This is a genomic window from Micromonospora sp. MW-13 (genome assembly GCF_003434305.1).
In the GTDB taxonomy this organism is placed as follows: domain Bacteria; phylum Actinomycetota; class Actinomycetes; order Mycobacteriales; family Micromonosporaceae; genus Micromonospora.
Genome location: NZ_QKKX01000015.1, coordinates 67,765 through 88,858, shown reverse-complemented (window position 1 = coordinate 88,858; position 21,094 = coordinate 67,765). Strand labels below are relative to the sequence as shown.

At 73.4% G+C, this 21,094-nt stretch carries 21 protein-coding genes; 14 read left to right on the top strand and 7 right to left on the bottom strand.

The features are described 5' to 3' along the window. Nucleotides 1–58: 58 nt before the first annotated feature. Nucleotides 59–742 carry a DUF1986 domain-containing protein gene (locus tag C5N14_RS10870; protein WP_117667952.1) on the bottom strand — a complete coding sequence of 228 codons (684 nt, stop codon included), beginning with the start codon at nucleotides 740–742 and terminating at the stop codon, nucleotides 59–61. Between the two features lie 367 nt (nucleotides 743–1,109). On the opposite strand from C5N14_RS10870, the gene purS reads away from it, so the two are divergent. The 4 genes from purS to C5N14_RS10850 all read left to right on the top strand — a co-directional run bounded on the left by purS (nucleotide 1,110) and on the right by C5N14_RS10850 (nucleotide 5,700). Further along, on the top strand, nucleotides 1,110–1,373 hold the full coding sequence (gene purS / locus C5N14_RS10865) for a phosphoribosylformylglycinamidine synthase subunit PurS (protein ID WP_117667951.1): 264 nt from the start codon (nucleotides 1,110–1,112) through the stop codon (nucleotides 1,371–1,373). Next, nucleotides 1,370–2,053 (top strand): phosphoribosylformylglycinamidine synthase subunit PurQ, encoded by a 684-nt coding sequence (gene purQ / locus C5N14_RS10860; protein ID WP_117667950.1) that lies wholly within the window; start codon nucleotides 1,370–1,372, stop codon nucleotides 2,051–2,053. The genes purS and purQ overlap by 4 nt, the downstream gene beginning before the upstream one ends. Before the next feature lie 64 nt (nucleotides 2,054–2,117). After that, a complete protein-coding gene (gene purL, locus C5N14_RS10855; protein ID WP_117667949.1) occupies nucleotides 2,118–4,940 on the top strand; it encodes a phosphoribosylformylglycinamidine synthase subunit PurL in 2,823 nt (940 codons plus the stop codon). 4 nt (nucleotides 4,941–4,944) lie between these two features. Continuing rightward, nucleotides 4,945–5,700 carry a 2-phosphosulfolactate phosphatase gene (locus C5N14_RS10850; RefSeq protein ID WP_117668018.1) on the top strand — a complete coding sequence of 252 codons (756 nt, stop codon included), beginning with the start codon at nucleotides 4,945–4,947 and terminating at the stop codon, nucleotides 5,698–5,700. 122 nt (nucleotides 5,701–5,822) lie between these two features. On the opposite strand, the gene C5N14_RS10845 is transcribed toward C5N14_RS10850, so the two are convergent. Beyond that, the gene (locus C5N14_RS10845; protein ID WP_133305762.1) at nucleotides 5,823–8,063 is read right to left on the bottom strand and encodes a carboxypeptidase-like regulatory domain-containing protein; all 2,241 of its coding nucleotides are present in this window, start codon (nucleotides 8,061–8,063) and stop codon (nucleotides 5,823–5,825) included. 132 nt (nucleotides 8,064–8,195) lie between these two features. Between C5N14_RS10845 and C5N14_RS10840 the strand changes: the two genes are divergently transcribed. The 5 genes from C5N14_RS10840 to amcA all read left to right on the top strand — a co-directional run bounded on the left by C5N14_RS10840 (nucleotide 8,196) and on the right by amcA (nucleotide 12,892). Beyond that, a complete protein-coding gene (locus tag C5N14_RS10840; RefSeq protein WP_117668017.1) occupies nucleotides 8,196–8,531 on the top strand; it encodes a sterol carrier family protein in 336 nt (111 codons plus the stop codon). 161 nt (nucleotides 8,532–8,692) lie between these two features. Continuing rightward, the gene (gene purF, locus C5N14_RS10835; RefSeq protein WP_117668016.1) at nucleotides 8,693–10,231 is read left to right on the top strand and encodes an amidophosphoribosyltransferase; all 1,539 of its coding nucleotides are present in this window, start codon (nucleotides 8,693–8,695) and stop codon (nucleotides 10,229–10,231) included. A 64-nt stretch (nucleotides 10,232–10,295) separates the two neighbouring features. After that, nucleotides 10,296–11,450 (top strand): phosphoribosylformylglycinamidine cyclo-ligase, encoded by a 1,155-nt coding sequence (gene purM, locus C5N14_RS10830; RefSeq protein WP_117667947.1) that lies wholly within the window; start codon nucleotides 10,296–10,298, stop codon nucleotides 11,448–11,450. 130 nt (nucleotides 11,451–11,580) lie between these two features. After that, nucleotides 11,581–12,687: a cyclophane-forming radical SAM peptide maturase AmcB gene (amcB, locus tag C5N14_RS10825; protein WP_305792064.1), complete on the top strand. Its 1,107-nt coding sequence runs from the start codon at nucleotides 11,581–11,583 to the stop codon at nucleotides 12,685–12,687. After that, nucleotides 12,656–12,892, top strand: coding sequence for a multiple cyclophane-containing RiPP AmcA (gene amcA, locus C5N14_RS10820; RefSeq protein WP_117667945.1), 237 nt, complete (start codon nucleotides 12,656–12,658; stop codon nucleotides 12,890–12,892). Before amcB ends, amcA begins: the two co-directional genes overlap by 32 nt. 148 nt (nucleotides 12,893–13,040) lie before the next feature. Here amcA and C5N14_RS10815 read toward each other — a convergent pair whose 3' ends face one another. After that, a complete protein-coding gene (locus C5N14_RS10815; protein WP_117667944.1) occupies nucleotides 13,041–13,256 on the bottom strand; it encodes a DUF3073 domain-containing protein in 216 nt (71 codons plus the stop codon). A 313-nt stretch (nucleotides 13,257–13,569) separates the two neighbouring features. Beyond that, entirely contained in the window at nucleotides 13,570–14,652 is a 1,083-nt protein-coding gene (locus C5N14_RS10810; RefSeq protein WP_117667943.1) for a Glu/Leu/Phe/Val dehydrogenase, read from the bottom strand. A gap of 213 nt (nucleotides 14,653–14,865) precedes the next feature. Between C5N14_RS10810 and C5N14_RS10805 the strand changes: the two genes are divergently transcribed. Both C5N14_RS10805 and C5N14_RS10800 read left to right on the top strand, forming a co-directional pair. After that, nucleotides 14,866–15,705 carry a hypothetical protein gene (locus C5N14_RS10805; RefSeq protein WP_117667942.1) on the top strand — a complete coding sequence of 280 codons (840 nt, stop codon included), beginning with the start codon at nucleotides 14,866–14,868 and terminating at the stop codon, nucleotides 15,703–15,705. 283 nt (nucleotides 15,706–15,988) lie between these two features. Beyond that, a complete protein-coding gene (locus C5N14_RS10800; protein ID WP_007073996.1) occupies nucleotides 15,989–16,198 on the top strand; it encodes a BldC family transcriptional regulator in 210 nt (69 codons plus the stop codon). Nucleotides 16,199–16,277: 79 nt separating this feature from the next. Here C5N14_RS10800 and C5N14_RS10795 read toward each other — a convergent pair whose 3' ends face one another. Further along, nucleotides 16,278–16,658: a PPOX class F420-dependent oxidoreductase gene (locus tag C5N14_RS10795; RefSeq protein WP_117667941.1), complete on the bottom strand. Its 381-nt coding sequence runs from the start codon at nucleotides 16,656–16,658 to the stop codon at nucleotides 16,278–16,280. A gap of 53 nt (nucleotides 16,659–16,711) precedes the next feature. Here C5N14_RS10795 and C5N14_RS10790 point away from each other — a divergent pair, with 53 nt between their 5' ends. Then, nucleotides 16,712–17,491, top strand: coding sequence for a bifunctional 2-polyprenyl-6-hydroxyphenol methylase/3-demethylubiquinol 3-O-methyltransferase UbiG (locus C5N14_RS10790; RefSeq protein WP_117668015.1), 780 nt, complete (start codon nucleotides 16,712–16,714; stop codon nucleotides 17,489–17,491). Between the two features lie 78 nt (nucleotides 17,492–17,569). Here the strand turns inward: C5N14_RS10790 and C5N14_RS10785 are convergent, their stop codons facing one another. Next, a complete protein-coding gene (locus tag C5N14_RS10785; protein ID WP_117667940.1) occupies nucleotides 17,570–17,857 on the bottom strand; it encodes a hypothetical protein in 288 nt (95 codons plus the stop codon). Between the two features lie 161 nt (nucleotides 17,858–18,018). On the opposite strand from C5N14_RS10785, the gene C5N14_RS10780 reads away from it, so the two are divergent. Together C5N14_RS10780 and C5N14_RS10775 are read left to right on the top strand one after the other, a co-directional pair. Next, a complete protein-coding gene (locus C5N14_RS10780) occupies nucleotides 18,019–18,876 on the top strand; it encodes a 3-hydroxyacyl-CoA dehydrogenase family protein (protein ID WP_117667939.1) in 858 nt (285 codons plus the stop codon). Beyond that, complete coding sequence (locus C5N14_RS10775) at nucleotides 18,873–19,616, top strand: enoyl-CoA hydratase/isomerase family protein (protein WP_117667938.1); 744 nt, start codon at nucleotides 18,873–18,875, stop codon at nucleotides 19,614–19,616. The genes C5N14_RS10780 and C5N14_RS10775 overlap by 4 nt, the downstream gene beginning before the upstream one ends. A gap of 93 nt (nucleotides 19,617–19,709) precedes the next feature. On the opposite strand, the gene C5N14_RS10770 is transcribed toward C5N14_RS10775, so the two are convergent. Further along, nucleotides 19,710–21,047, bottom strand: a complete 1,338-nt coding sequence (locus tag C5N14_RS10770) for an ABC transporter substrate-binding protein (RefSeq protein WP_117667937.1) — start codon at nucleotides 21,045–21,047, stop codon at nucleotides 19,710–19,712. Nucleotides 21,048–21,094: the final 47 nt, after the last annotated feature.

The window sequence follows — 21,094 nt, the reverse complement described above, 5'->3', positions numbered from 1 at the left end:
GCGCCGCTCGCGGTGTCAACCACCCGACAGGCCCCAGACGGGCCGGGCAGGGTGACGGTCAGACACCGGCCACCGAGGTGATCCAGGCCCGGTTGTACGCGACGCTGCCGTAGTTCTGGATGCTCGACCCGTCGGCGGTGGAGGCCACCCCGACCTGCTGGCCGCTGTAGAACTGCGGGCCGCCCGAGTCGCCCCGCCACGCGTTGCCGTTGATCCGGGTGCTCCGGATCGCCTGGCCGCCGTACGCGTCGGTCACGCTGGTGCTGGTCACCTGGACGCTGGCGGTCTTGAGCTGGCTGGAGGCGGAGCAGCCGCTGTAGCAGGTCATACCCCAGCCGTAGATCGTGTTGGTGGAGCCGATCGGCGGGTTGCTGCTGGCCAGCGTCACGGTGGACGTGCTGACCGCGCTGGACAGCCGCAGCAGGGCCAGGTCGTAGCGGGTGTACGAGGCGCTCACGGTGCGGGTGGTGCCGCCCGAGGCGTAGTAGACGCTGCCGACCCGGACGGACATGGTGCCGCTGACGCAGTGCCGGGCGGTGAGCACCCACTGCGCGGCGATGACACTGCCGGAGCAGGTGAACGAGCCGTTGCTGAACACGGCGGCCGCCCAGGGGGCGGAGGAGACGGTGCCGCCGCCGATGATCGGCTGGGGACCGGCCGGGGCGGCGGCTGCGCCACCAGTGGCGCCCAGGACGCCGACCAGTGCGGTGCCGACCACGGCGAGCAGGGAACGGATACGCATCGGGACGTACTCCTTGCCTCACGGACCCGGGATCGCCGGGTCGGTCGCGCCGGTGGGGGTTGCGGGTCACCCGCCGGCCTTACATAGGGCTTTGTCGATGGATAGTAGGGGTCGGCGTATCTTGCGGCAAGGGTGTGATCGAGACTGGCCGATGTAACAATTTGGCATTCTGTGGCGTGGCTAACGGCCTGCTCGGGGACGTTTCACGCGGGATCGGACACCATGCCGCCCGCGTTCCGTCGGTTATGTTGATCACTGCCTGAACTGCCCCCGGCCGATGCGGCTGAGGCGGTATCTGCCAGGTAGGCTGGCTGCGCTCGCCCGTTGTGGGTCGGCACCCAACTGCGTACACAGTCAGGAGTGCCCAGTGCCTCGCGTCGTCGTCGACGTCATGCTCAAGCCCGAGATCCTCGATCCTCAGGGTCAGGCCGTCGCAAACGCGCTGCCTCGGCTCGGCGTCAGCGACGTCGCCTCTGTCCGGATCGGCAGGCGGATCGAGATCGATTTCACCGGTGAACCGGACCTTGACCGGGCCCGGGAGATCGCCGACAAGCTGCTCGCCAACCCGGTCATCGAGGACTTCACCGTCCGCATGGTCGAGGCCGACGAGATCGTGGACGCGCACCCGTGACCGCGCGGGTCGGTGTGGTGACGTTCCCCGGCTCGCTCGACGACGGGGACGCGGCCCGGGCCGTCCGGATCGCCGGCGCCGAGCCGGTCCGGCTCTGGCACGGTGAGGCGGACCTGCGCGGGGTGGACGCCGTCGTCCTCCCCGGCGGCTTCTCCTACGGCGACTACCTGCGCTGCGGTGCCATCGCCCGGTTCGCCCCGGTGATGGAGACCCTGGTGGACGCCGCCCGGGGCGGCCTGCCGGTGCTCGGCATCTGCAACGGCTTCCAGATCCTCTGCGAGGCCCACCTGCTGCCCGGCGCGCTCACCCGCAACCAGCACCTGCACTTCCGCAACCGGGACCAGGTCCTGCGGATCGAGGCCGCCGGCACGGCGTGGACGAACACGTTCCAGCCGGGCCAGGAGGTGCTGATCCCGGTCAAGAACGGCGAGGGCTGCTACGTCGCCGACGCCGCGACGCTCGACCAACTCGAAGCCGAGGGCCGGGTCGTCGCCCGCTACGTCGGCGGCAACCCCAACGGGTCGCAGCGCGACATCGCCGCGATCACCAACCCCGCCGGCAACGTGGTCGGCATCATGCCGCACCCCGAGCACGCGGTGGAGGCGCTCACCGGCCCCTCCCTGGACGGCCTCGGCTTCTTCACCTCGGTGCTCAAGCACCTGGTGGGGGCCCCGGCGTGACCGTGCGCGGCACCACCGTTCGGCTCCACCGCCCCAGCGGCGGCGAGCGCAGCGAGGAGAGGCCATGACCACCCATCCGGACCCGGCGGTACGGGAGAACCCGGGCGGCTTCCCGGTCGCCCCGGCGGAGCCGTTCGCGGCCCCCGTGGCGCCGCAGGCCGGCCCGGTCGCCCCGGCTCGGCCCGTCGAGGCGGTCCGCCACCCCGACCAGGGCCGGTCCGCGCCGGCCGGTGACTGGGCGCACGGCCCCGACACCGTGCCGCGCGCCACGGACACCCCCGGCGAGCTCCAGCCGTACGCCGAGCTGGGCCTGCGCGACGACGAGTACGACCGGATCCGGCACATCCTCGGCCGTCGCCCCACCCAGACCGAGCTGGCCATGTACTCGATCATGTGGAGCGAGCACTGCTCCTACAAGTCGAGCAAGGTGCACCTGCGCCAGTTCGGTGAGAAGGCCCCGCCGAGCGACCGGATGCTGGCCGGCATCGGCGAGAACGCCGGCGTGGTCCAGGTCTCCGACAAGCTGGCGGTGACCTTCAAGGTCGAGTCGCACAACCACCCGAGCTTCGTCGAGCCGTACCAGGGCGCGGCGACCGGCGTCGGCGGCATCGTCCGGGACATCCTCGCCATGGGCGCCCGCCCGGTCGCCGTGATGGACCCGCTGCGCTTCGGCGCGGCCGACCACCCCGACACCGCCCGGGTGCTGCCCGGCGTGGTGGCCGGCGTCGGCGGCTACGGCAACTGCCTCGGCCTGCCCAACATCGGCGGTGAGGTCGTCTTCGACCCCTGCTACCAGGGCAACCCGCTGGTCAACGCGCTCTGCCTCGGCGTCCTCCCGGTCGACCGGCTGCAGCGGAAGGAGGCCACCGGCCCCGGCAACGTCGTGGTGCTGATGGGCGCCCGGACCGGCCGGGACGGCATCGGCGGCGTGTCGGTGCTGGCCAGCGCCACCTTCGACGAGGGCAGCGAGCAGCGCCGCCCGTCGGTGCAGGTCGGCGACCCGTTCATGGAGAAGCTGCTCATCGAGGCATGCCTGGAGCTGTACGACGCCGAGCTGGTCGTCGGCATCCAGGACCTCGGCGGCGCGGGGCTGACCTGCGCGCTCACCGAGACCGCCGCCTCCGCCGGCACCGGCATGCGGGTCTGGCTGGAGCGGGTCCCGCTGCGCGAGGCCTCGATGGAGCCGCAGGAGATCCTGGCCAGCGAGTCCCAGGAGCGGATGCTGCTGGTCGTTGCCCCGGACAAGCTGGAGGCGGTGCTCAAGACCGCCGAGAAGTGGGGCGTCTGGGCCACCGCGATCGGCGAGGTCACCGCGCCGTCCCCGGACGGCCAGCCGGGCCGGCTGGTGATCACCTGGCGCGACCAGCTCGTGGTGGACGTCCCGCCGGGCTCGCTGGTCGACGACGGGCCGGTCTACGCCCGCCCGATGCGCGAGCCGGCCGACCTGATCCTGCTCCAGGCGGACCGGGCCGAGACGCTGCCCCGGCCGTCGACCCCGGAGGCGCTGCGCGAGACCGTGCTGCGCATGATCGCGTCGCCGAATTTGGCCGACAAGACCTGGGTCACCGAGCAGTACGACCGGTACGTGCTGGGCAACACCGTCCTCGCCCAGCCGGAGGACTCCGGCGTGATCCGGATCGACGAGGGCAGCGGCCTGGGCGTCGCCCTGTCGCTGGACGGCAACGGCCGGTACGCCCGGCTGGACCCGTACCACGGCACCAAGCTGGCGCTGGCCGAGGCGTACCGGAACGTGGCCGTGACCGGCGCGAAGCCGATCGCCGTGACGAACTGCCTCAACTTCGGCTCGCCGGAGGATCCGGGTGTGATGTGGCAGTTCGCCGAGGCCGTGCGCGGCCTGGCGGACGGCTGCCTGGAGCTGGGCATCCCGGTGACCGGCGGCAACGTCAGCTTCTACAACCAGACCGGCGCGGCGGCGATCCACCCGACCCCGGTGGTCGGCGTGCTCGGTGTGCTGGACGACGTGGCCGAGCGGGTGTCGATGGGCTTCGTCCCGCGCGCCGGTGGCGACCACGACCAGCTCTTCCTGCTCGGCGAGACGCACGTGGAGCTCTCCGGCTCGGAGTGGGCCTGGGTCACCCACGAGCACCTCGGCGGCATCCCGCCGCAGGTCGACCTGGCCCGTGAGCGGCAGCTCGCCGATCTGTTGGCCGAGGCCGCCCGGGTCGGGCACCTCAGCTCCGCGCACGACCTCTCCGACGGCGGTCTCGCCCAGAGCCTGGTCGAGTCCTGCCTGCGCCACGGGGTCGGCGCGCAGATCGCGGTGCCGGAGCAGTTCACCGGCGGCTCGATGCCGTTCGTCTTCCTGTTCAGCGAGTCGGCCGGGCGGGCCCTGGTCTCGGTGCCGCGCGGCCACGAGAAGGCGTTCACCGCCCTCTGCGCCGAGCGCGGCGTGCCGTGGGAGTTCGTCGGGGTCACCGACCCGGCCGGCGGTGGCCTGGAGGTGCGCGGCCAGTTCCGGATCGACCTGGAGGAGTTGCGCGCCGTGCACGGTGCCACGCTGCCCCGGCTCTTCGGCGGGTCGGAGCCGGCCGGGGCCTCCTCGGCAGGGCCGGGCGTCGCTCCGGCGGCGACCGCAGCCGCCGTGGCCCCGGTGCCGGCGGTCGACACCGTCGAGGTGGCCCGGGAGGCGGCGCCCGTCGCCGCGCCGGCCGATCAGGCAGCGCCGGAGCACACCGGGTCCGCCGTGGCCGACGGGCCGGTCGCCGACGACGCGCCGGTGCCGGCCGAGGCCGGACCCACCGCCCCGGACGCCCCAGGCTGGGCGCCCGAGCGGGTCGACGGCGCGGAGCGGGCCACCGGTCCCTCCGGGGCGACCGACCCCGACGCCGGTGGCGCCGACCGGTCCGCCGCGCCCGATCAGCGCTGAGGCGGTGGCCGCGGCCGTCTTCGCCCAGCCCGGCTCCGGCGCCCGGTTCGACTGGGGGCTGACCGGCGCGGCGGAGCTCGGTCGCGTCTGCGCCGTCCTGGTGGTGGTGGACGTGCTCTCGTTCACCACCGCCGTGGAGGTCGCGGTCGCCCGGGGGACGCGGGTGCACCCGTTCCCCTGGGGCGAGCAGGCGGCCGAGTACGCGCGCCGGGTCGGTGCGGTCGCCGCCGTGGGCCGTCGGCAGACGACCCCGGAGCACCCGTGGTCGCTCTCCCCGGCGGCGCTGCGCACCGCGCCGGTCGTCGCCGACCTGGTGCTGCCGTCGCCGAACGGCTCGGCGATCAGCGCCGCCGCCAGCGCCACCGGGCTTCCGGTGGTCGCCGCCTGCCTGCGCAACGCGCGCGCCGTCGGGCGCTGGCTGTGCGAGCGGGGGTACGGCTCGGCCGACGCCCCGATCGGCGTGGTCGCTTCCGGCGAGCGCTGGCCCGACGGCTCGCTGCGGCCGTCGGTGGAGGACCAGCTCGGGGCGGCGGGCGTGCTCGACGCCCTCTCCGCAGTGCCCGGCGGGCTGTCGGTGGAGGCCGCGATGGCCCTCGCCGCGCTGGCCAGCACTCCGGACGTGCCGGCCGCCGTGCGCGGCTGCGTCTCCGGCCGGGAACTCGTCGAGGGCGGCTTCGCCGGTGACGTGGAGGTGGCGGTCCAGGTCGACGTCTCGGACGTGGTCCCGGTGCTGCGCCAGGGGGTCTTCTCGGCCGCCTGAGCCGGCTCGTCCGCCCCTCGTCCGCCTTCCGCTGGCTTCGTCCCGGCCCAGACGGCCGAGAGCGGCTGCCCGACGGGGCAGCCGCTCTCTTCGTCGTGGTGCGGGCGGTGCGCCCGCGGGAGTCAGTCGTCCAGCCAGTCCAGCCGGCGTCCGCCCCGGTCCTGCTGCGGCGGGCCGTCCGGCCGGGCCCGACCGGACTGGGCCTGGTCGCCGTAGTAGCCGTCGCCCTGCTGGTCGTAGCCGGCCGGCTGGTCGTAGCCGCGGTCGGGGTAGCCGCCGCGCTGCTGCGGGGGCTCCTGGCCGTACCCGCCGCCCGGCTGGTCGTACCCGCCCGGCTGACCGTACCCGCCGCCGTGCTGGCCGTGGCCGCCCGGCTGACCGTGGCCGCTCGGCTGACCGTGGCCGCCCGGCTGGCCGTAGCTGCCCGGCTGGCCGTAGCTCTCGCCACCGTAGCCGCCGCGCTGGTCGTAGCCGCGGCCGTAGCCGCCGCCCTGCTGACCGGCGTCGTAGCCGCCGCCCTGCTGGCTGTATCCGTCGCTGGCGGGCTCGCCGCCGCGGCCGTACTGTGCGGGCTCCTGCTGGCCGTAACCGTGGCCCTGGTCGGCCTGGTAGGTGCTGGTCGGGTAAGGATCCGCCGGTGGGGTGTACGAGCCGGTGTCGCCGCCGGTGTACCGGCCGGTCGGCTCGTCGTAGCGCTCGCCGTAGCCGCCGCCCTGGCCCGGCTGGACCCCGGCCGCCGCGCCCGCCGCGCCGTAGTCCCGGCTGCCGTACCCGCCGCCGGACGCCGGGGCGTCGGTGCCGTAGCCGCCGGGCGTGCCGCCGTACCCGCCGGTGGCGCCGTATCCGCCGCCGGTGGAGGTCGGGGCGTTGCCGTATCCGCCGCCGGACGCCGGGGCGTTGCCGTACCCGCCGCCGGACGCCGGGGCGTCGGTGCCGTAGCCGCCGGTGGAGGTGGGGGCGGTGCCGTAGCCGGCCCCGGAGGCGGGCGCGGTGCCGTAGCCGGCCCCGGAAGCGGGCGCGGTGCCGTAGCCACCGGCCGCGCCGTAGCCGCCGCCCTGGGGTTCGTCGCCGTACCCGCCGCTGCCGGCCCCCCAACCGCCCTGCTGGCCACCGGGGCCGTACGCGGGCGGCGGGGCGCCGTACGGGTCCGGCGGGACGTCGTCCACGACCGGCTGGTGCATCATCGTCGGCGCGTCGCTGAGCGAGGTGCCGCCGACCATCGTCGGGTCCGGCCCGGCGCCGACCCGGTTGACCACCCGGGTCTTGTCGTCCGCCCCGTGGTACGTCCCGCGGGCGGCGGGCACCGCGCCCGCCCCGGCGGCACCGGCCGGGGCGTCGTCACCGGTGTCGTCGCCGTTCTCCCGACGCTTCATCCAGAGCAGGACGATGGTGCCGACGCCGACGGCCACGAAGAGGCCGCCGAGCAGGATGAGCAGCCAGGACGTGAGGCCGCCGGAGTCCTCCTCGCTGGCGTTCTGCGGTGCCCCCGGGGTGGCCGCGGGGCTCTCGTCGGGGGCCTCCTCGGTCGGCTCGTCGGTGGGCAGCGGCTCCTCGGTGGCCGACGGGGTGGGGCTCGGGCTCACCTCGACCTTGATCGCCAGGCTGAGCCGCTGCCCGGTCACGCTCTGCCCGGCGCTCGCGTCGAAGGACTTGGTGGTGCGGATCTCGCCCTGGACGGCGCCGATGTCGATCCGGCCCGGGGTGATCGGCCGGTCCTTGCTGCCGGTGAAGCGGAAGTTCCCGCTGCCGTCGCTGGTGGTCTCGTAGCGGTGGCCGGCACGGTCCTGGAGCATGACGATGGCGTTCGGCACCGCCTCCCCGTTGGCCGCGGCCACCACCTTGCCGGAGACCGACTTGACGGTCTGCACCTGTTCCTGCGTCGGCTCCGGCGCGGCCTTCGCCTTCACGTTGACCTGGAAGTTACCGGTGGCCGGGCTGGACCTGTCAGGCTCCACCCGGACCGTGACGGTGACGCCGCCGGCGTCAGGCGCGTTGTTGCTAGCCTTGATCGTCAGCAGTTGGGTCTTCGGCGACTGGCCGTTGAAGTCGATCTGGCCGCAGCCGCTCGCGCAGCTCACCCCGGCGGGCAGGCCGCTGAGGCTGATCCTGGCATTCTGGTCGAAGTCGCGCGGGGTGACCTGGACGGTCACCGTGGCGTCGCTGCCAGCGCTCAGGTTGAGCGAGCCGGGGGAGACCGTGACGTCGGCCGCCAGGGCGGGTGTGGCGGGGACGGCGAGCAGGGCGCCGATCACCAGCGCCACGACCACACCGGCCCGCTGCTTCCAGGCACGTCGGTGTGTTGACACGTCCACCGCCTTCCGGTCTGACTTCCCTGGCCGGCGGGGCGCCGGGCCGGGGATCATCACGGTACGAATACGCCGTCGGCAACTATGCCTTGTCGGACCGGATCGGCGCGACCCAGGGCCAGCGTCGAAAGCGCCGGAGCCGGGCCGTATCGTCCCGTCGTGTCCTCTCCGCACACAAACTCCGCAGCCGTGGCCGCCGCACTCGCCGCCCTCGATGAGGGTCGTACGCCCGAACGGCCGGTGTTCCGGGAGGCGGTCCGTACCCTGTTGGCCGCCCTTGCGGACCATGCCCCCGGCCGTTCGGTGGAGGTGCGTGTCCCACCTTACGGTGCAGTTCAGTGCATTCCCGGTCCCCGACACACCCGGGGCACCCCGCCCAACGTCGTCGAGCTGGACCCGACCGCCTGGCTGGAGCTGGCGACGGGCCGCCGGAGCTGGGCGGACGCGGTCGCCGAGGGCCGCGTACGGGTCAGTGGTGTCCGCGCTGACCTCTCCCCGCACCTTCCGCTCCCCCTGGGCGATTAGCCCCCGGCTTCGATTACGGAAGGGAGCTAGACCGTGACTTTCTGTATTGATACTGATTCGCGTACACTGGTGGGCGACGACAGTGGTCCCGGCCGAGGAAGCGCGGATCCGCCCCCGAGATCCCGCCCGGCCAGTCCAGACCCAGCATGAGGGAGCGGCAGGTGCCCCGAGGCGACGGCCGGCTGAGCCACGACCTTGATCCCCAACGACCCGGCCCGCAGGACGCGTGTGGCGTCTTCGGCGTCTGGGCGCCCGGGGAGGAGGTCGCCAATCTGACCTACTTCGGGCTCTACGCCCTCCAGCACCGGGGCCAGGAGGCCGCCGGGATGGCCGTCAGCGACGGCTCGGGCGTGGTGGTCTACAAGGATCTCGGCCTGGTGGCCCAGGTCTTCGACGAGCCCACCCTGGCCAGCCTGCGCGGGCACCTGGCGATCGGGCACGCGCGTTACTCGACGACGGGCGGCTCGACCTGGGAGAACGCCCAGCCGACCATCCGGTCCACCAGTTCGGGCATCACCATCGCGCTGGCGCACAACGGCAACCTGGTCAACACCGCCGAACTCCAGCGCGAGGTCGCCGAGCGGGGCCTGGTCGCCGACGGCTCGACCAACGACACCTCGCTGGTGACCATGCTGCTGGCCAGCCGGCCCGACCTCTCGGTCGAGGCCGCCGCGCTGGAGGTGCTGCCCCAGCTCCGCGGCGCGTTCAGCTTCGTCTTCATGGACGAGTCGACGCTCTACGCGGCCCGTGACCCGCACGGCGTGCGCCCGCTGGTCCTCGGCCGGCTGGAGCGCGGCTGGGTGGTGGCCAGCGAGACCGCCGCGCTGGACATCGTCGGCGCGAGCGTGGTCCGCGAGGTGGAGCCGGGCGAGCTGATCGCCATCGACGAGGACGGGCTGCGGTCCAGCCGGTTCGCCGCGCCGGAGCCGAAGGGCTGCCTCTTCGAGTACGTCTACATCGCCCGGCCCGATGCCACCATCGCCGGGCGCAACGTGCACGCCGCCCGGGTGCAGATCGGCCGCCAGCTCGCCAAGGAGCACCCGGTCGAGGCCGACCTGGTCATCCCGGTTCCGGAGTCCGGCACCCCGGCCGCGATCGGTTACGCGGAGGAGTCCGGGATCACCTACGGCGCCGGCCTGATGAAGAACCCGTACGTCGGGCGCACCTTCATCCAGCCGTCGCAGACCCTGCGTCAGCTCGGCATCCGGCTCAAGCTCAACCCGCTGCGGGAGAACGTGCGGGGCAAGCGGCTGGTCGTCGTGGACGACTCGATCGTGCGCGGCAACACCCAGCGGGCCATCGTGCGGATGCTGCGCGAGGCGGGCGCTCTGGAGGTCCACGTCCGGATCTCCTCCCCACCGGTCAACTGGCCGTGCTTCTACGGCATCGACTTCGCCACCCGGGCCGAGCTGCTCGCCAACGGGCTGGACAACGAGGGCATCCGGCGCTCCATCGGCGCCGACACGCTGGGCTACGTCTCGTTGTCGGGCCTGATCGCCGCGACCGAGCAGCCGAAGACCCGGCTCTGCCGGGCCTGCTTCGACGGGGAGTACCCGATCGAGCTGCCGGCCGGGAACCTGATCGGCAAGCACGTGCTCGAAGCGGTGGAGCGCCGGGTCGCTGGTGCCCCGGACGCCCCGGAGCACGTCGCCGCACCGCTCGTCGCCGCTCCGGGCGGCGCGACCGTACACCGCCCATAGCACCGCCCGACGCGGGCCCGCCGGTCACCCCCGGCGTCCCGCGAGAACCACAAAGGGGAGAACCGTGACGCACGTGTCCGAGCGCAGCGGCACAGGAAGCAGCCCGACCGGCGCCGGCGGCGACCGCCAGCCCTGGACGGCCGGCACCGGCCGCCCGGCGCGCAAACGCTCGGTCTCGTACGCGGACGCCGGCGTCTCGATCGAGGCGGGCGACCGCGCGGTCGAGCTGCTCAAGTCCAAGGTGAGGCAGACCCGGCGGCCCGAGGTCATGGGCGACCTCGGCGGCTTCGCCGGCCTGTTCCGGCTGGACACGAAGAAGTACAAGAACCCGATCCTGGCGTCCTCGACCGACGGCGTCGGCACCAAGCTGGTGATCGCCCAGCAGCTCGACATCCACGACACGATCGGCATCGACCTGGTCGCCATGGTCGTCGACGACCTGGTGGCCTGCGGCGCCGAGCCGCTGTTCCTGCTCGACTACATCGCCTGCGGCGAGGTCGTCCCGGACAAGGTGGCCGAGATCGGCGCCGGCATCGCCGACGGCTGCCGGTACGCCGGCTGCGCGCTGCTGGGCGGCGAGACCGCCGAGCACCCGGGCGTGCTGCGCCCGGACGAGTACGACGTCTCCGCCACCGGCGTCGGCGTGGTGGAGGAGAGCGAGATCCTCAGCCCGGACCGGGTCGAGATCGGCGACGTGGTCATCGCGATGCGCTCCTCGGGCCTGCACTCCAACGGCTACTCGCTGGTCCGGCACGTGCTGCTGGGGGCGGGCCGGATGCGGCTGGACGTGGTGATCGAGGACTTCGGCCGGCAGCGCACCCTCGGCGAGGAGCTGCTCACCCCGACCAAGATCTACGCCCAGGACTGCCTCAAGCTGATCGCCGAGGCCGAGGTGCGCTCGATCGCGCACGTCACCGGGGGCGGCATCCCGGGCAACCTGGTCCGCATCCTGCCGGAGCACGTCGACGCGGTGGTCAACCGGTCCACCTGGAAGCCGCAGCCGATCTTCGACCTGATCCAGTCCAAGGGCCGGATCGAGGACGCCGAGATGGACGCGACCTTCAACATGGGCGTCGGCATGTTCGCGATCGTCTCCGCCGAGGACGCCGACCGGGCCCTGGCCACCCTGACCGGCCGGGGCGTGGACGCCTGGCAGGCCGGCGAGATCATCGAGGGCACCGGCAAGGTGCAGATGGTCGGCCAGCACACCCGGGGTTGATCACCCAGCGCCGATCGTCCGACCACCTGATCGGGGGTTCACCCGAGTGGCCATCGCCGCCTAGCCTGAAGGGCGCCTTCGGGTCAGGAAAAGGAGGGCGATGGCTGCTCGGGGACGGCCGACGAGCGGGATGCGGGGAGTCTCCCCGGTCCCGTCGTACGTCGTGATGCAGCCGACCACCCTCTGCAACCTCGACTGCGCGTACTGCTACCTCCCGCACCGGTCGGCGGACCGCCGGATGTCGGTCGCGGTGGCCGAGGCGGTCGCCGCCTCGGTGAACCCGTGGGCGACGGCCGGCCGGTTCTCGGTGGTATGGCACGGCGGGGAGCCGCTCGCGGCCGGCCGGGAGCACCTGGCCGCGCTGCTGGCCGCGTTCGGGCCGCAGGTCGAGCACCACGTGCAGACCAACGCCACCCTGATCGACGACGCCTGGTGCGAGTTCCTCACCGCGCACCGGGTGCGGGTCAGCGTCAGCGTGGACGGGCCGCGCGGGCGCAACGGCGACCGGGTCACCCGGGCGGGCCGGCCGGCGTACGACCGGATCGTGCGCGGGATCGAGACGCTGCGCCGGCACGGGCTGCCGTTCTCGGCGCTGGCGGTGGTCGGCGACCCGACCCCGGGCCGGGCCGCCGAGCTGTACGACTACTTCCTCGGCCTCGGCTGCGACGTGCTGGGGGTCAACATCGAGGAGACCGAGGGGGTCAACACCCGGGGCAACGCCCACGACGCGGCTCCGGTGCGCGCGTTCTGGGCCGAGCTGGTGGCCGCCTGGCGCCGGGATCCCCGGATCCACCTGCGCGAGGTGGAGTGGTCGCTGCGGTACGTGGCGGCGGTGCTCGACGGCAGCGCCGACGACCTGCTGCCGCGGCGGCTCGACCCGATCCCCACGGTGGGCCACGACGGGTCGGTGACCGTGCTCTCCCCGGAGCTGGCCGGCTTCACCGATCCCCGGTACGGCGACTTCAGCAGCGGCAACGTGCTGACCACCCCGCTGGCCGAGATCCTGGCCGGGGTGGAGCGGAGGACCCCCTGGGTGGGGGAGTTCCTGGCCGGCGTGGAGGCGTGCCGGGCGTCCTGCCCGTACTTCGGCTTCTGCGGGGGCGGGCACGCCGCCAACCGTTACTTCGAGCTGGGGCGTTTCGACGGTACGGAGACCGAGCACTGCCGCAACAGCAAGATCCACTTACTGGAGGGAGTGTTGGACCATGCCCGAGAGCACCGGAAACCGGCAGTCTGAGCGCGTCAGGGGAGTCACCGGGCAGCCGGTCGTCGACCGGGTGCGGGACACTGCCGCCGGCCTGGCCGACCTGCTCCAGGAGGCGGAGGACGCGCGCCGGCTGCGGTCGGAGGTGGCGGGGGGCGAGGGCGCGAGCGCGGTCTGCGCCTGGAACCACTTCGAGAACATCCCGACGTTCTACAACTGGAACAACCGGCCCCGCTGAGGGCGCGGGCCCGAGATCAAGGACCTGCCGCAGCGACCGGATCGGCTCCGGTACGGCAGGCCCCTGATCGTCGGGTGGGTAGGCCACCTTCCGGTGAGCACATACGTGAGCACGCGGGGGTCACCGCGTGCTCAGATGCGACCGGGGGTCAGCGGGTCGGACGGACCCAGGGATCCGGGTCCTCGTCCGCGTGGTCCTCGTCATCGTCGTCGACATACTCTTTGTAGTCGTCGTCGAAGTCGTGGTCCGACTTGCCGCTGCCGCCGAGTTCTCGCTGCAAGGCGGCGAGGTCGGTGGTCGGGGAGTGGTACTTCAACTCCCGGGCCACCTTTGTCTGCTTGGCCTTAGCACGGCCGCGCCCCATGGCTCGACCCCCTCGCACAGAATGCGGGGCAGCCCGAAGGCGGGCCCCGATGACGTCAGGCATCTCTCGTGGCTCTTACGGTACATGGGGATGCCGCTGTTCGGCACCTCGGGTTACTGTCTGCCGGCCCTGCGCGTCGCAGTGAGCCGGCCGTCACCAAGTGTACCGGGGTAAGGGGCGGATGCCGAACCGCCCGTGACACCGGACAGATGGGCAGTAATCACCCCTTCTTCCAGCTTAACGCCGCCGTCCGTCCGGTTTCGCCCGACGAGCCCGACCCGGCACGGTTTCCGCACCGGGTCGGGCGTGGCGCTCAGCGCAGGTGGATGGTGCGCAGCCGGCCGACCTCCGCCATCCGGCGCTCGGCGAGCCGGTCCGCCGCCACCGCCGGGGGGACGCCCTCCTCGTCGGCCAGCCGCAGGATGTTCCGGGTGGTGTCGTAGATCCTCGTGGCCCGCAACTTGGCCCGCTCGAAGTTGAAGCCCTCGATCTCGTCCGCTACCTGGATCACACCGCCGGCGTTCACCACGTAGTCGGGCGCGTAGAGGATGCCCCGGTCGGCGAGGAGCTTCTCGATCCCCGGGTGGGCGAGCTGGTTGTTGGCCGCCCCGGTGACCACCTTCGCCCGCAGCGCCGGCACGGTCTCGTCGTTCAGGGTGCCGCCCAGCGCGCACGGGGCGTAGACGTCGATGTCGGCGGCGACCAGCGCGGCGACGTCGTCGACCAGCTCGACCTGTGGGTGGTTGGCGCGGACCCACTCGCGCGCCCGCGGGTCGACGTCGGTCGCCGCCACCTCGGCGCGGTCGTCGAGCAGGTGCCGGGTCAGGTGCTTGCCGACCTTGCCCAGCCCGGCCACGCCGACCCGCCGGCCGGCCAGGGTGGGGGCGCCCCAGACGTGCTCGGCAGCGGCCCGCATGCCCTGGAAGACGCCCCACGCGGTGAGCACCGACGAGTCGCCCGCGCCGCCGTGCTCCACGCTACGGCCGGTGACATAGCGGGTCTCCCGGGCGATCACGTCCATGTCGGCGACGTAGGTGCCGACGTCGCACGCGGTGTAGTAGCGGCCGTTCAGCGACTCGACGAAGCGGCCGTACGCGCGTAGCAGCGCCTCGCCCTTGAGCTGCTCCGGGTCGCCCCAGATCACCGCCTTGCCACCGCCCAGGTCCAGCCCGGCCAGGGCGTTCTTGTACGCCATGCCGCGGGACAGGTCGAGCACGTCGGCCAGCGCCGCATCCTCGCTGGCGTACGGGTAGAACCGGGTGCCGCCGAGCGCGGGCCCCAGCGCGGTGGAGTAGATCCCGATGATCGCCCGGAGGCCGGTCTGCGTGTCCTGGCAGAACACGACCTGTTCGTGGCCGGTGGCTGACGGGCCGTCGGTGGTGGCGAATACGCCCATGGCTGACTCCTGTGTCGGTGTGCGTCCTTGTGGGGCGCGGACCTGTGGTGCGCCGGCGGGATGATGCCGGTGGGTCGAGCCTAATATCGGCCGACGCCGTACTGTCGTCCCAGCACGCCCGCCGTTCGGGCGGCCGGCGGGTGGGCAGGGATGTCGGGCGCGCGGCCGGGGCGCTGCCCGCGTCCGGATTCCGTCTCGTGGGAGGATCGCGCAGTGCCGTCGCTCTTCGCTTCGTACCTGCGGGTGTACGAGCCGCTGACCGCCTTCGACCGGGACCGCCAGTCGTACTGGCGGCGCTACGTGTCCGAGGGGCGGGCGGTGGCCCCGTCGGAGGGGCCGGGGCGGCAGCGTGCGGCGGTCATCGAGGCGCTGGGCGCGGGCTGGACCCGGCTGCCCGACCCGCCCGAGGAGGCGTACGTCCTGGAGGCCGACGACACCCTGCTGGTCTGCCCGTGGAACCTGCGGATCCGGGTGGCCGAGGCGGCGCTGAGCGCCCGCGACGGCGTGCCGTCGGTGCTGGCCGACGCGTTCGTGCCGCCGGTCCTCGCCGGTCAGGCCAAGGCGGTGGTGGAGGACTGGCGCAGCGGCGCCCGGGTGCTGGAGCACGGCGTCCCCCGGGTGCACGAGCAGATCGCCACCTGGGGCGTGCCGCTGCGCTGGTTCGTCCTGTTCGACGCCGAGGAGCGGGACCTGGTCACCCACCCGGGGCGACGCGCGTTGCGCTACCGGACGGAGATCTCCAAGGCCCGCCGCCGATCGTCCCGGGCGCTGTCGGTGTTGCGCAAGACCGTCGGTGAGGCGCCGATCACCGAGGCGGTCGAGGAGGCCGCCCGGTGGCTGGAGGAGTTCCACCCGCGCTCGGCGGTGGAGCTGGACTACGGCGGCCTCGTCCAGTTGTTGTCCGACGAGACGCTCGCCGCGGACGACTCACCCGCGCTCGTCGCGGCCGGCCTCGCCGGGCTCTCCAAGGGGGAGGCCGAGGACGCTTCCACGGCGTACGACACGTTGGTCGCCCGCTGGCGGGCGGTCCAGCTCCTGGAGCGCTGCAACTAGCCCCACCTGGGCGAAGAGCCGGCCAAGGGGCCACAAACCACCGTGGGAGCGCTCCCTACGCGAGGTGTGCTCGTAATTGGATCATCACGACCAGTGATTATGAGTCCGAATAAGGTGGTTTCTGAGGCGTATTAGTCGTATAAATCGGGCATGGTTCATCCGTCCGTCTAGGGACCTTCGGCCGTTCGGCCCATGTCGGACATCGGGGACTAGCCGGACCATGGGAGACGCGTCGGCCGGCGGGACCCCGGCCGATGTCTATACCTGTGGAGGAGTGACCGATATGGCATCGCGAACGCACGAACCGGAGCCGCTGCTCACACCGGCCGAGGTGGCGTCGATGTTCCGTGTCGACCCGAAGACGGTGACCCGGTGGGCGAAGGCAGGCAAGCTCAGCGCCATCCGGACCCTGGGGGGGCACCGCCGTTACCGCGAGTCGGAGGTTCGGGCTCTACTGCAGGGGCAGATCCCCCAGCAGCGCCAGGGAGACTGACCAACGGGGATTCTACAGACGTACGAATCAGGGCGGCGGACACGGTCCGCCGCCCTGATTCCGTGTCCGGCCCGGGCGGTCACTCCGCGAGGCTGATCCGGATGCCCACCGTCCCCCGCTCCCCCCGCCGCAGCCGGCTGCCCAGCAGGCTGAGCCGACCCACCAGCCGGTACTTCTGCTTCAGCAGCTCGCGGATCCGGCGGGTGTCCGCCGGGCCGCAGATGGTCGCGTGGCCGGAAACCGCCTCGCCGTGCGGCCGGCCCCGCAGGTCGCACGGGGCCACCGTCACCTCGCCGCTGCGCCGGATCCGCTTCACCTTGCCCGAGTCGGTGACGGTCCAGGCGGCCAGCGCGTCGCCGTCGCGGACGGCCCACACCGGGGTGGGCACCGCCCGCCCGTCCCTGCGGAACGTGGTCAACAGCACGTACTTCTCCGCGGCCAGGCGGTCCAAGGTGGTCACGCCGCAAGGATACGACCGCGCGGCGTGACGCCAGTGGGGTTAGCGTGAACCCCGTGACCGGGGAACCCACGATCGGCGACGTCTTCGGCGAGCTGCTGCGCGACGCGCTCGCCGTACAGACCGGCATCGGCCCCCGGCCGATGGCCGGCGGGCGGCTGCCCCGACCCGTCATCGAGATCATCGAGCGGGACGACGGCCTGATCAACGGCGCGCCCGCCGCCCACTACCTGGCCGGCCCCGCCGAGTGGCAGCCGTACGACCACCGGGCGGTGGACCGGGTCCGGGGCGAGACGCTGGACGTCGGGATCGGCGGCGGCCGGATCGCGCTGCTGCTCCAGGAGCGCGGGGTGCCGGTGACCGGGCTGGACACCTCGCTCGGCGCGCTGAGGGTGTGCCGCCGGCGCGGAGTACGGGACCTGGTGCACGGCACGGTCGACGAGCACGTCGCCGCCGGCCGGCGATACGACACCTTCCTGCTGCTCGGCAACAACCTCGGGCTGATCGAGGGGCGGGACCGGGCGCCGGCGTTCCTCGCCGCCCTCGCCGCGCTGGCCCGCCCCGGCGCGCAGGTCATCGCGCACGGCACAGACCCGTACGGCACCACCGACCCGGTGCACACCGGCTACCACGAACTCAACCGGCGCCGCGGCCGGCTCGGCGGCCAGCTACGACTGCGGCTGCGGTACCGGGAACTGGGCACCGGGTGGTTCGACTACCTGGTCTGCTCGGTGGCCGAGCTGGCCGACCTGGTCCGGGGCACCCCCTGGCGACTGACCGACGTGGACGACCGGGACGCCCCGTACTACCTGGCGACCCTGACGCTGGCCGGCTGACCGGGGCGCGGGCGGCCCGGGTGCGCGGAAGGGGCCCCTGCCGGCCGGAAGCCTCGACAGGGACCCCGTCCACACGCCTCAGACCTGGACGGTCGGGGGAAGCGGCTCGGGCGGGAGGCCACCGTCGCCGTCGACCACCTCGTCGGGGGTGCCGTCCTCGTCGATGTCGACCATGGTGATGTCCACCTTGCCGTCGCCGTCGGTGTCGAACTGGAACAGGTCGGCCCGGCCGTCGCCGTCGGTGTCGACGACCCAGACGTCGGTCTTGCCGTCGTTGTTGGTGTCGGCGCGGAGCAGGTCGACCCGCTCGTCGCCGCGGGTCTCCACGGTCTCCGCGTGCTGCCCGCTCTCCGGTGCCTGGCTCATGTTCCGGTCCTTCCCTCGGTTGACGGCCGCAGTACCCGGTTCGGCGCGCCCCCACGCATGCCGCCGGTGCCGGTGCTGCATAGGGTCGCACCCATGAGCCAGCGGAGCGGGCGGCCCGGCGCGGCGGAGACCCCGCGCGTCGCCGCGCGCAGCGAGGAGACGTGATGAGTCGTTTTGTCGTCGTCGGGGCCGGCACGATGGGCCTCGGCATCGCCTACGTGGCGGCCGGCGCGGGATACCGCGTCGAACTGGTCGAGGTCGACCCCGACCGGGCGACCGCCGCCGAGGCGCGGCTCGGTGAGCTGTGGGAGCGGGCCGTCCGGCGGGGGAAGCTCGCCGCCGACGAGGCGGCGGCCAACCGGGGGCGGCTGACGCTGGTCGCCTCCCTCGGCGCCGTCGCGCCCGAGCCCGACGTGGTCGTGGAGGCCGTGCCGGAGCGGGCGGAACTCAAGCGCGCCGTCCTGCGGGAGGCCGCCGCGCTGCGCCCCGCGCTGCTGGGCAGCAACACCTCCAGCATTTCCATCGGGGAGCTGGCCGCCGGGCTGGACCGGCCGGAGCACTTCGTCGGGCTGCACTTCTTCAACCCCGTCTGGGCCATGGCGCTGCTGGAGGTCGTGGTCGGCCCGGCCACCGCCGAGGAGACCACCGTGGCGGCCGTCGCGCTCGCCGGACGGCTGGGCAAGGACCCCGTCGTCGTACGCGACCTGCCCGGCTTCGCCACCTCCCGGCTCGGGGTGGCCCTCGGGCTGGAGGCGATCCGGATGGTCGCCGACGGGGTGGCCGAGCCGGCCGACATCGACAAGGCGATGGTGCTCGGCTACCGGCATCCGGTGGGCCCGCTGGAGCTGACCGACCTGGTCGGGCTGGACGTCCGGCTCGACATCGCCCGCACCCTCCAGGCCGCGTATGGGGACCGGTACGCGCCGCCGCCGCTGCTGGAGCGGATGGTCGCCGACGGCAGGCTGGGCAGGAAGTCCGGGCAGGGCTTCTACCGCTGGGAAGGGGGCGAGAAGCGGTGAGTGGGCTACGGATCGACGAGCGGCCGGACCGGCTGGTGGTGACGTTGGACCGGCCGGAGAAGCGCAACGCGATCGACGCCGACCTGATCGGCGAGCTGCACGCCGTCTGCGCCGAGCTGGAGGCGCGGCCCCGCCTGCTGCTGCTCACCGGCGGCGCGGAGGGGATCTTCGCTGGTGGGGCGGACATCGGCCAGCTCCGCGAGCGGGGCCGGCTGGACGCGCTCGCCGCGATCAACTCCGCGGCCTTCGCCCGGATCCGGGCGCTGCCGTTGCCCACCGTCGCCGCCGTCGACGGGCCGGCGCTGGGCGGCGGCGCCGAGCTGGCGTACGCGTGCGACCTGCGGGTGTGCACGGCCCGCGCGGTCTTCGGCCAGCCGGAGGTGCGGTTGGGCATCCTCGCCGGCGCGGGCGCGACCCACCGGCTTCCGGCGCTGGTCGGCGAGGCCCGGGCGAAGGAGTTGCTGTTCACCGGTCGCCGGGTGGACGCCGCGGAGGCGCTGCGGATCGGGCTGGTCAACCGGGTGGTGGACGAGCCGGCCGAGCTGCTGCCCGCCGCGCACGGGCTGCTCGACGAGATCGCCAAGGGCTCCACCCTGGCGCTGCGGCTGACCAAACTGGCCGTGGACGCGCCGCCGGCCGCCCACCCGCACCTCGACCTGGTCAGTCAGGCGGTCCTCTTCGAGGACGAGGAGAAGCGGCGGCGGATGACCGAGTTCCTGGACCGCCGCCGGCCCCGCTGACCGCGCGCCGGCCGGCCCGGTGCGCGCCGGACCCGCGCCGAGAACGCGACGGCCGCCCCCGCGAGTCTGCCGGGGCGGCCGTCGCGCGTCGGGTCAGTGCCGGATCTGCACCCCGGAGTCGGCGAGTGCCCGGATCACCTGCGCGGACTCGGCGAAGCCGATGATCAGCACGGCCTCCGCGCCGTACTCCTTGATCTCCCGGGCGCCGGCGGTGAAGTCCAGCGGCGGGGCCTTCGCGTCGGCCGGCGGCTCGTACGTCAGCAGCTTCACCCGGTCGCTGCCGATGCCGGCCCGCTCCAGCTCGGCGCGGACGTTCTCCTGGAGACCTTCGCCGTAGGAGTCCTTCCGGGCGACCAGCGCGATCCGGTGTGGCCCGTCGCGGAGGATCACGTCCGCCAGCGCCCGGCCCTGGAGGCTGTCCGGCGGGGCGGTACGGAAGTAGAGGCCCTTGTCCTCCATCGAGGTCAGCCCGGCGTCGGTGTTGGACGGCGAGAAGAGCACCCGGCCGGCGGCCACCACGTCCGGCAGCACGGTGCGGGAGATGCCCGAGGCGCCAGCGCCGATGATGACGTGCGCGCCCTCCCGGATGTGCTTGGCCACGGTGGCCCTGGCGACGTCCGGGTTGGTGCCGTCGTCGCCGTCGAGCCAGACCACCGGCTCGCCGAGCACCCCGCCCGCGCTGTTGATCTCCTTGACCGCCAGCGCGACCCCGGCGGCCAGCGGCGGGTACGACAGGGCCAGGTCGCCGGTGCGCGGCAGCAGGCCACCGAGGACCAGCGGCGCCGAGGGGACCTTCCCGCGCTGCTTGCGCGGCCGGGGCGGGTTCTTGGTGCTCGCCGCCGAGTCGTCACCGGCGCCGACGAACTCGGTCTTGCCGTCGTCGAGCGTGCGCTCCCCGAAGGTCAGGGTGGCGTAGCTGGCCGTGGCCGGCTCCCCGGCGTCGGTGAACCCGGCCCGGTTGAGCGACACCCCCCGGTACTCGATGTCCTGGCCGTCGCGGGCCAGCCGCAGGCAGTCCGCCGCCTCCTCGCAACGCTGGCCGTTGTTGGTCACGCCGACGATCTGCTTGGCGATCTCCCCGGGCTCGGTGCTGCCGGCGAGCTGCGCGGCCAGCGCGCTGATGATCACCGCGTCGTACGACTCGCCGGCGTAGAGGTAGTCGCCGAGCTTCGGATCGACGGACCGAAGCCGGTTCTTGAAGGCGTCCGGCAGCGGCGTGAGCGGGGTGGTGCCCTTCATGCCGTCGATCAGATCGGCGCGCTCCTTCAGCTCCACGGCGTACGCATTGGTCATGTTGCCGTCGGTGCCGTAGAGGCGGACCTGGGTGGTGGTCGCCTCCTCTGGCTTGTCGGCGCCGCAGGCGGTACCGGCGAGGAGCAACGCCCCGCAGGCCACCAGAGCGGCGGCGCGCGGGCCGTGTGATACGAGCATGGTCGTCCTTCCTCCGGCGAAGGTCCGCTGCGCACATTAGCGTGCCG

Bases quoted from the DNA above. Each gene is read 5' to 3' on its own strand.
- C5N14_RS10770 (WP_117667937.1), bottom strand. From the start codon at position 21,047: ATGCTCGTATCACACGGCCCGCGCGCCGCCGCTCTGGTGGCCTGCGGG.
- amcB (WP_305792064.1), top strand. From the start codon at position 11,581: ATGCGGGGAGTCTCCCCGGTCCCGTCGTACGTCGTGATGCAGCCGACC.
- C5N14_RS10810 (WP_117667943.1), bottom strand. From the start codon at position 14,652: ATGGGCGTATTCGCCACCACCGACGGCCCGTCAGCCACCGGCCACGAA.
- amcA (WP_117667945.1), top strand. From the start codon at position 12,656: ATGCCCGAGAGCACCGGAAACCGGCAGTCTGAGCGCGTCAGGGGAGTC.
- C5N14_RS10785 (WP_117667940.1), bottom strand. From the start codon at position 17,857: ATGAGCCAGGCACCGGAGAGCGGGCAGCACGCGGAGACCGTGGAGACC.
- C5N14_RS10870 (WP_117667952.1), bottom strand. From the start codon at position 742: ATGCGTATCCGTTCCCTGCTCGCCGTGGTCGGCACCGCACTGGTCGGC.
- C5N14_RS10815 (WP_117667944.1), bottom strand. From the start codon at position 13,256: ATGGGGCGCGGCCGTGCTAAGGCCAAGCAGACAAAGGTGGCCCGGGAG.
- C5N14_RS10845 (WP_133305762.1), bottom strand. From the start codon at position 8,063: ATGATCCCCGGCCCGGCGCCCCGCCGGCCAGGGAAGTCAGACCGGAAG.
- purL (WP_117667949.1), top strand. From the start codon at position 2,118: ATGACCACCCATCCGGACCCGGCGGTACGGGAGAACCCGGGCGGCTTC.
- C5N14_RS10800 (WP_007073996.1), top strand. From the start codon at position 15,989: ATGGCATCGCGAACGCACGAACCGGAGCCGCTGCTCACACCGGCCGAG.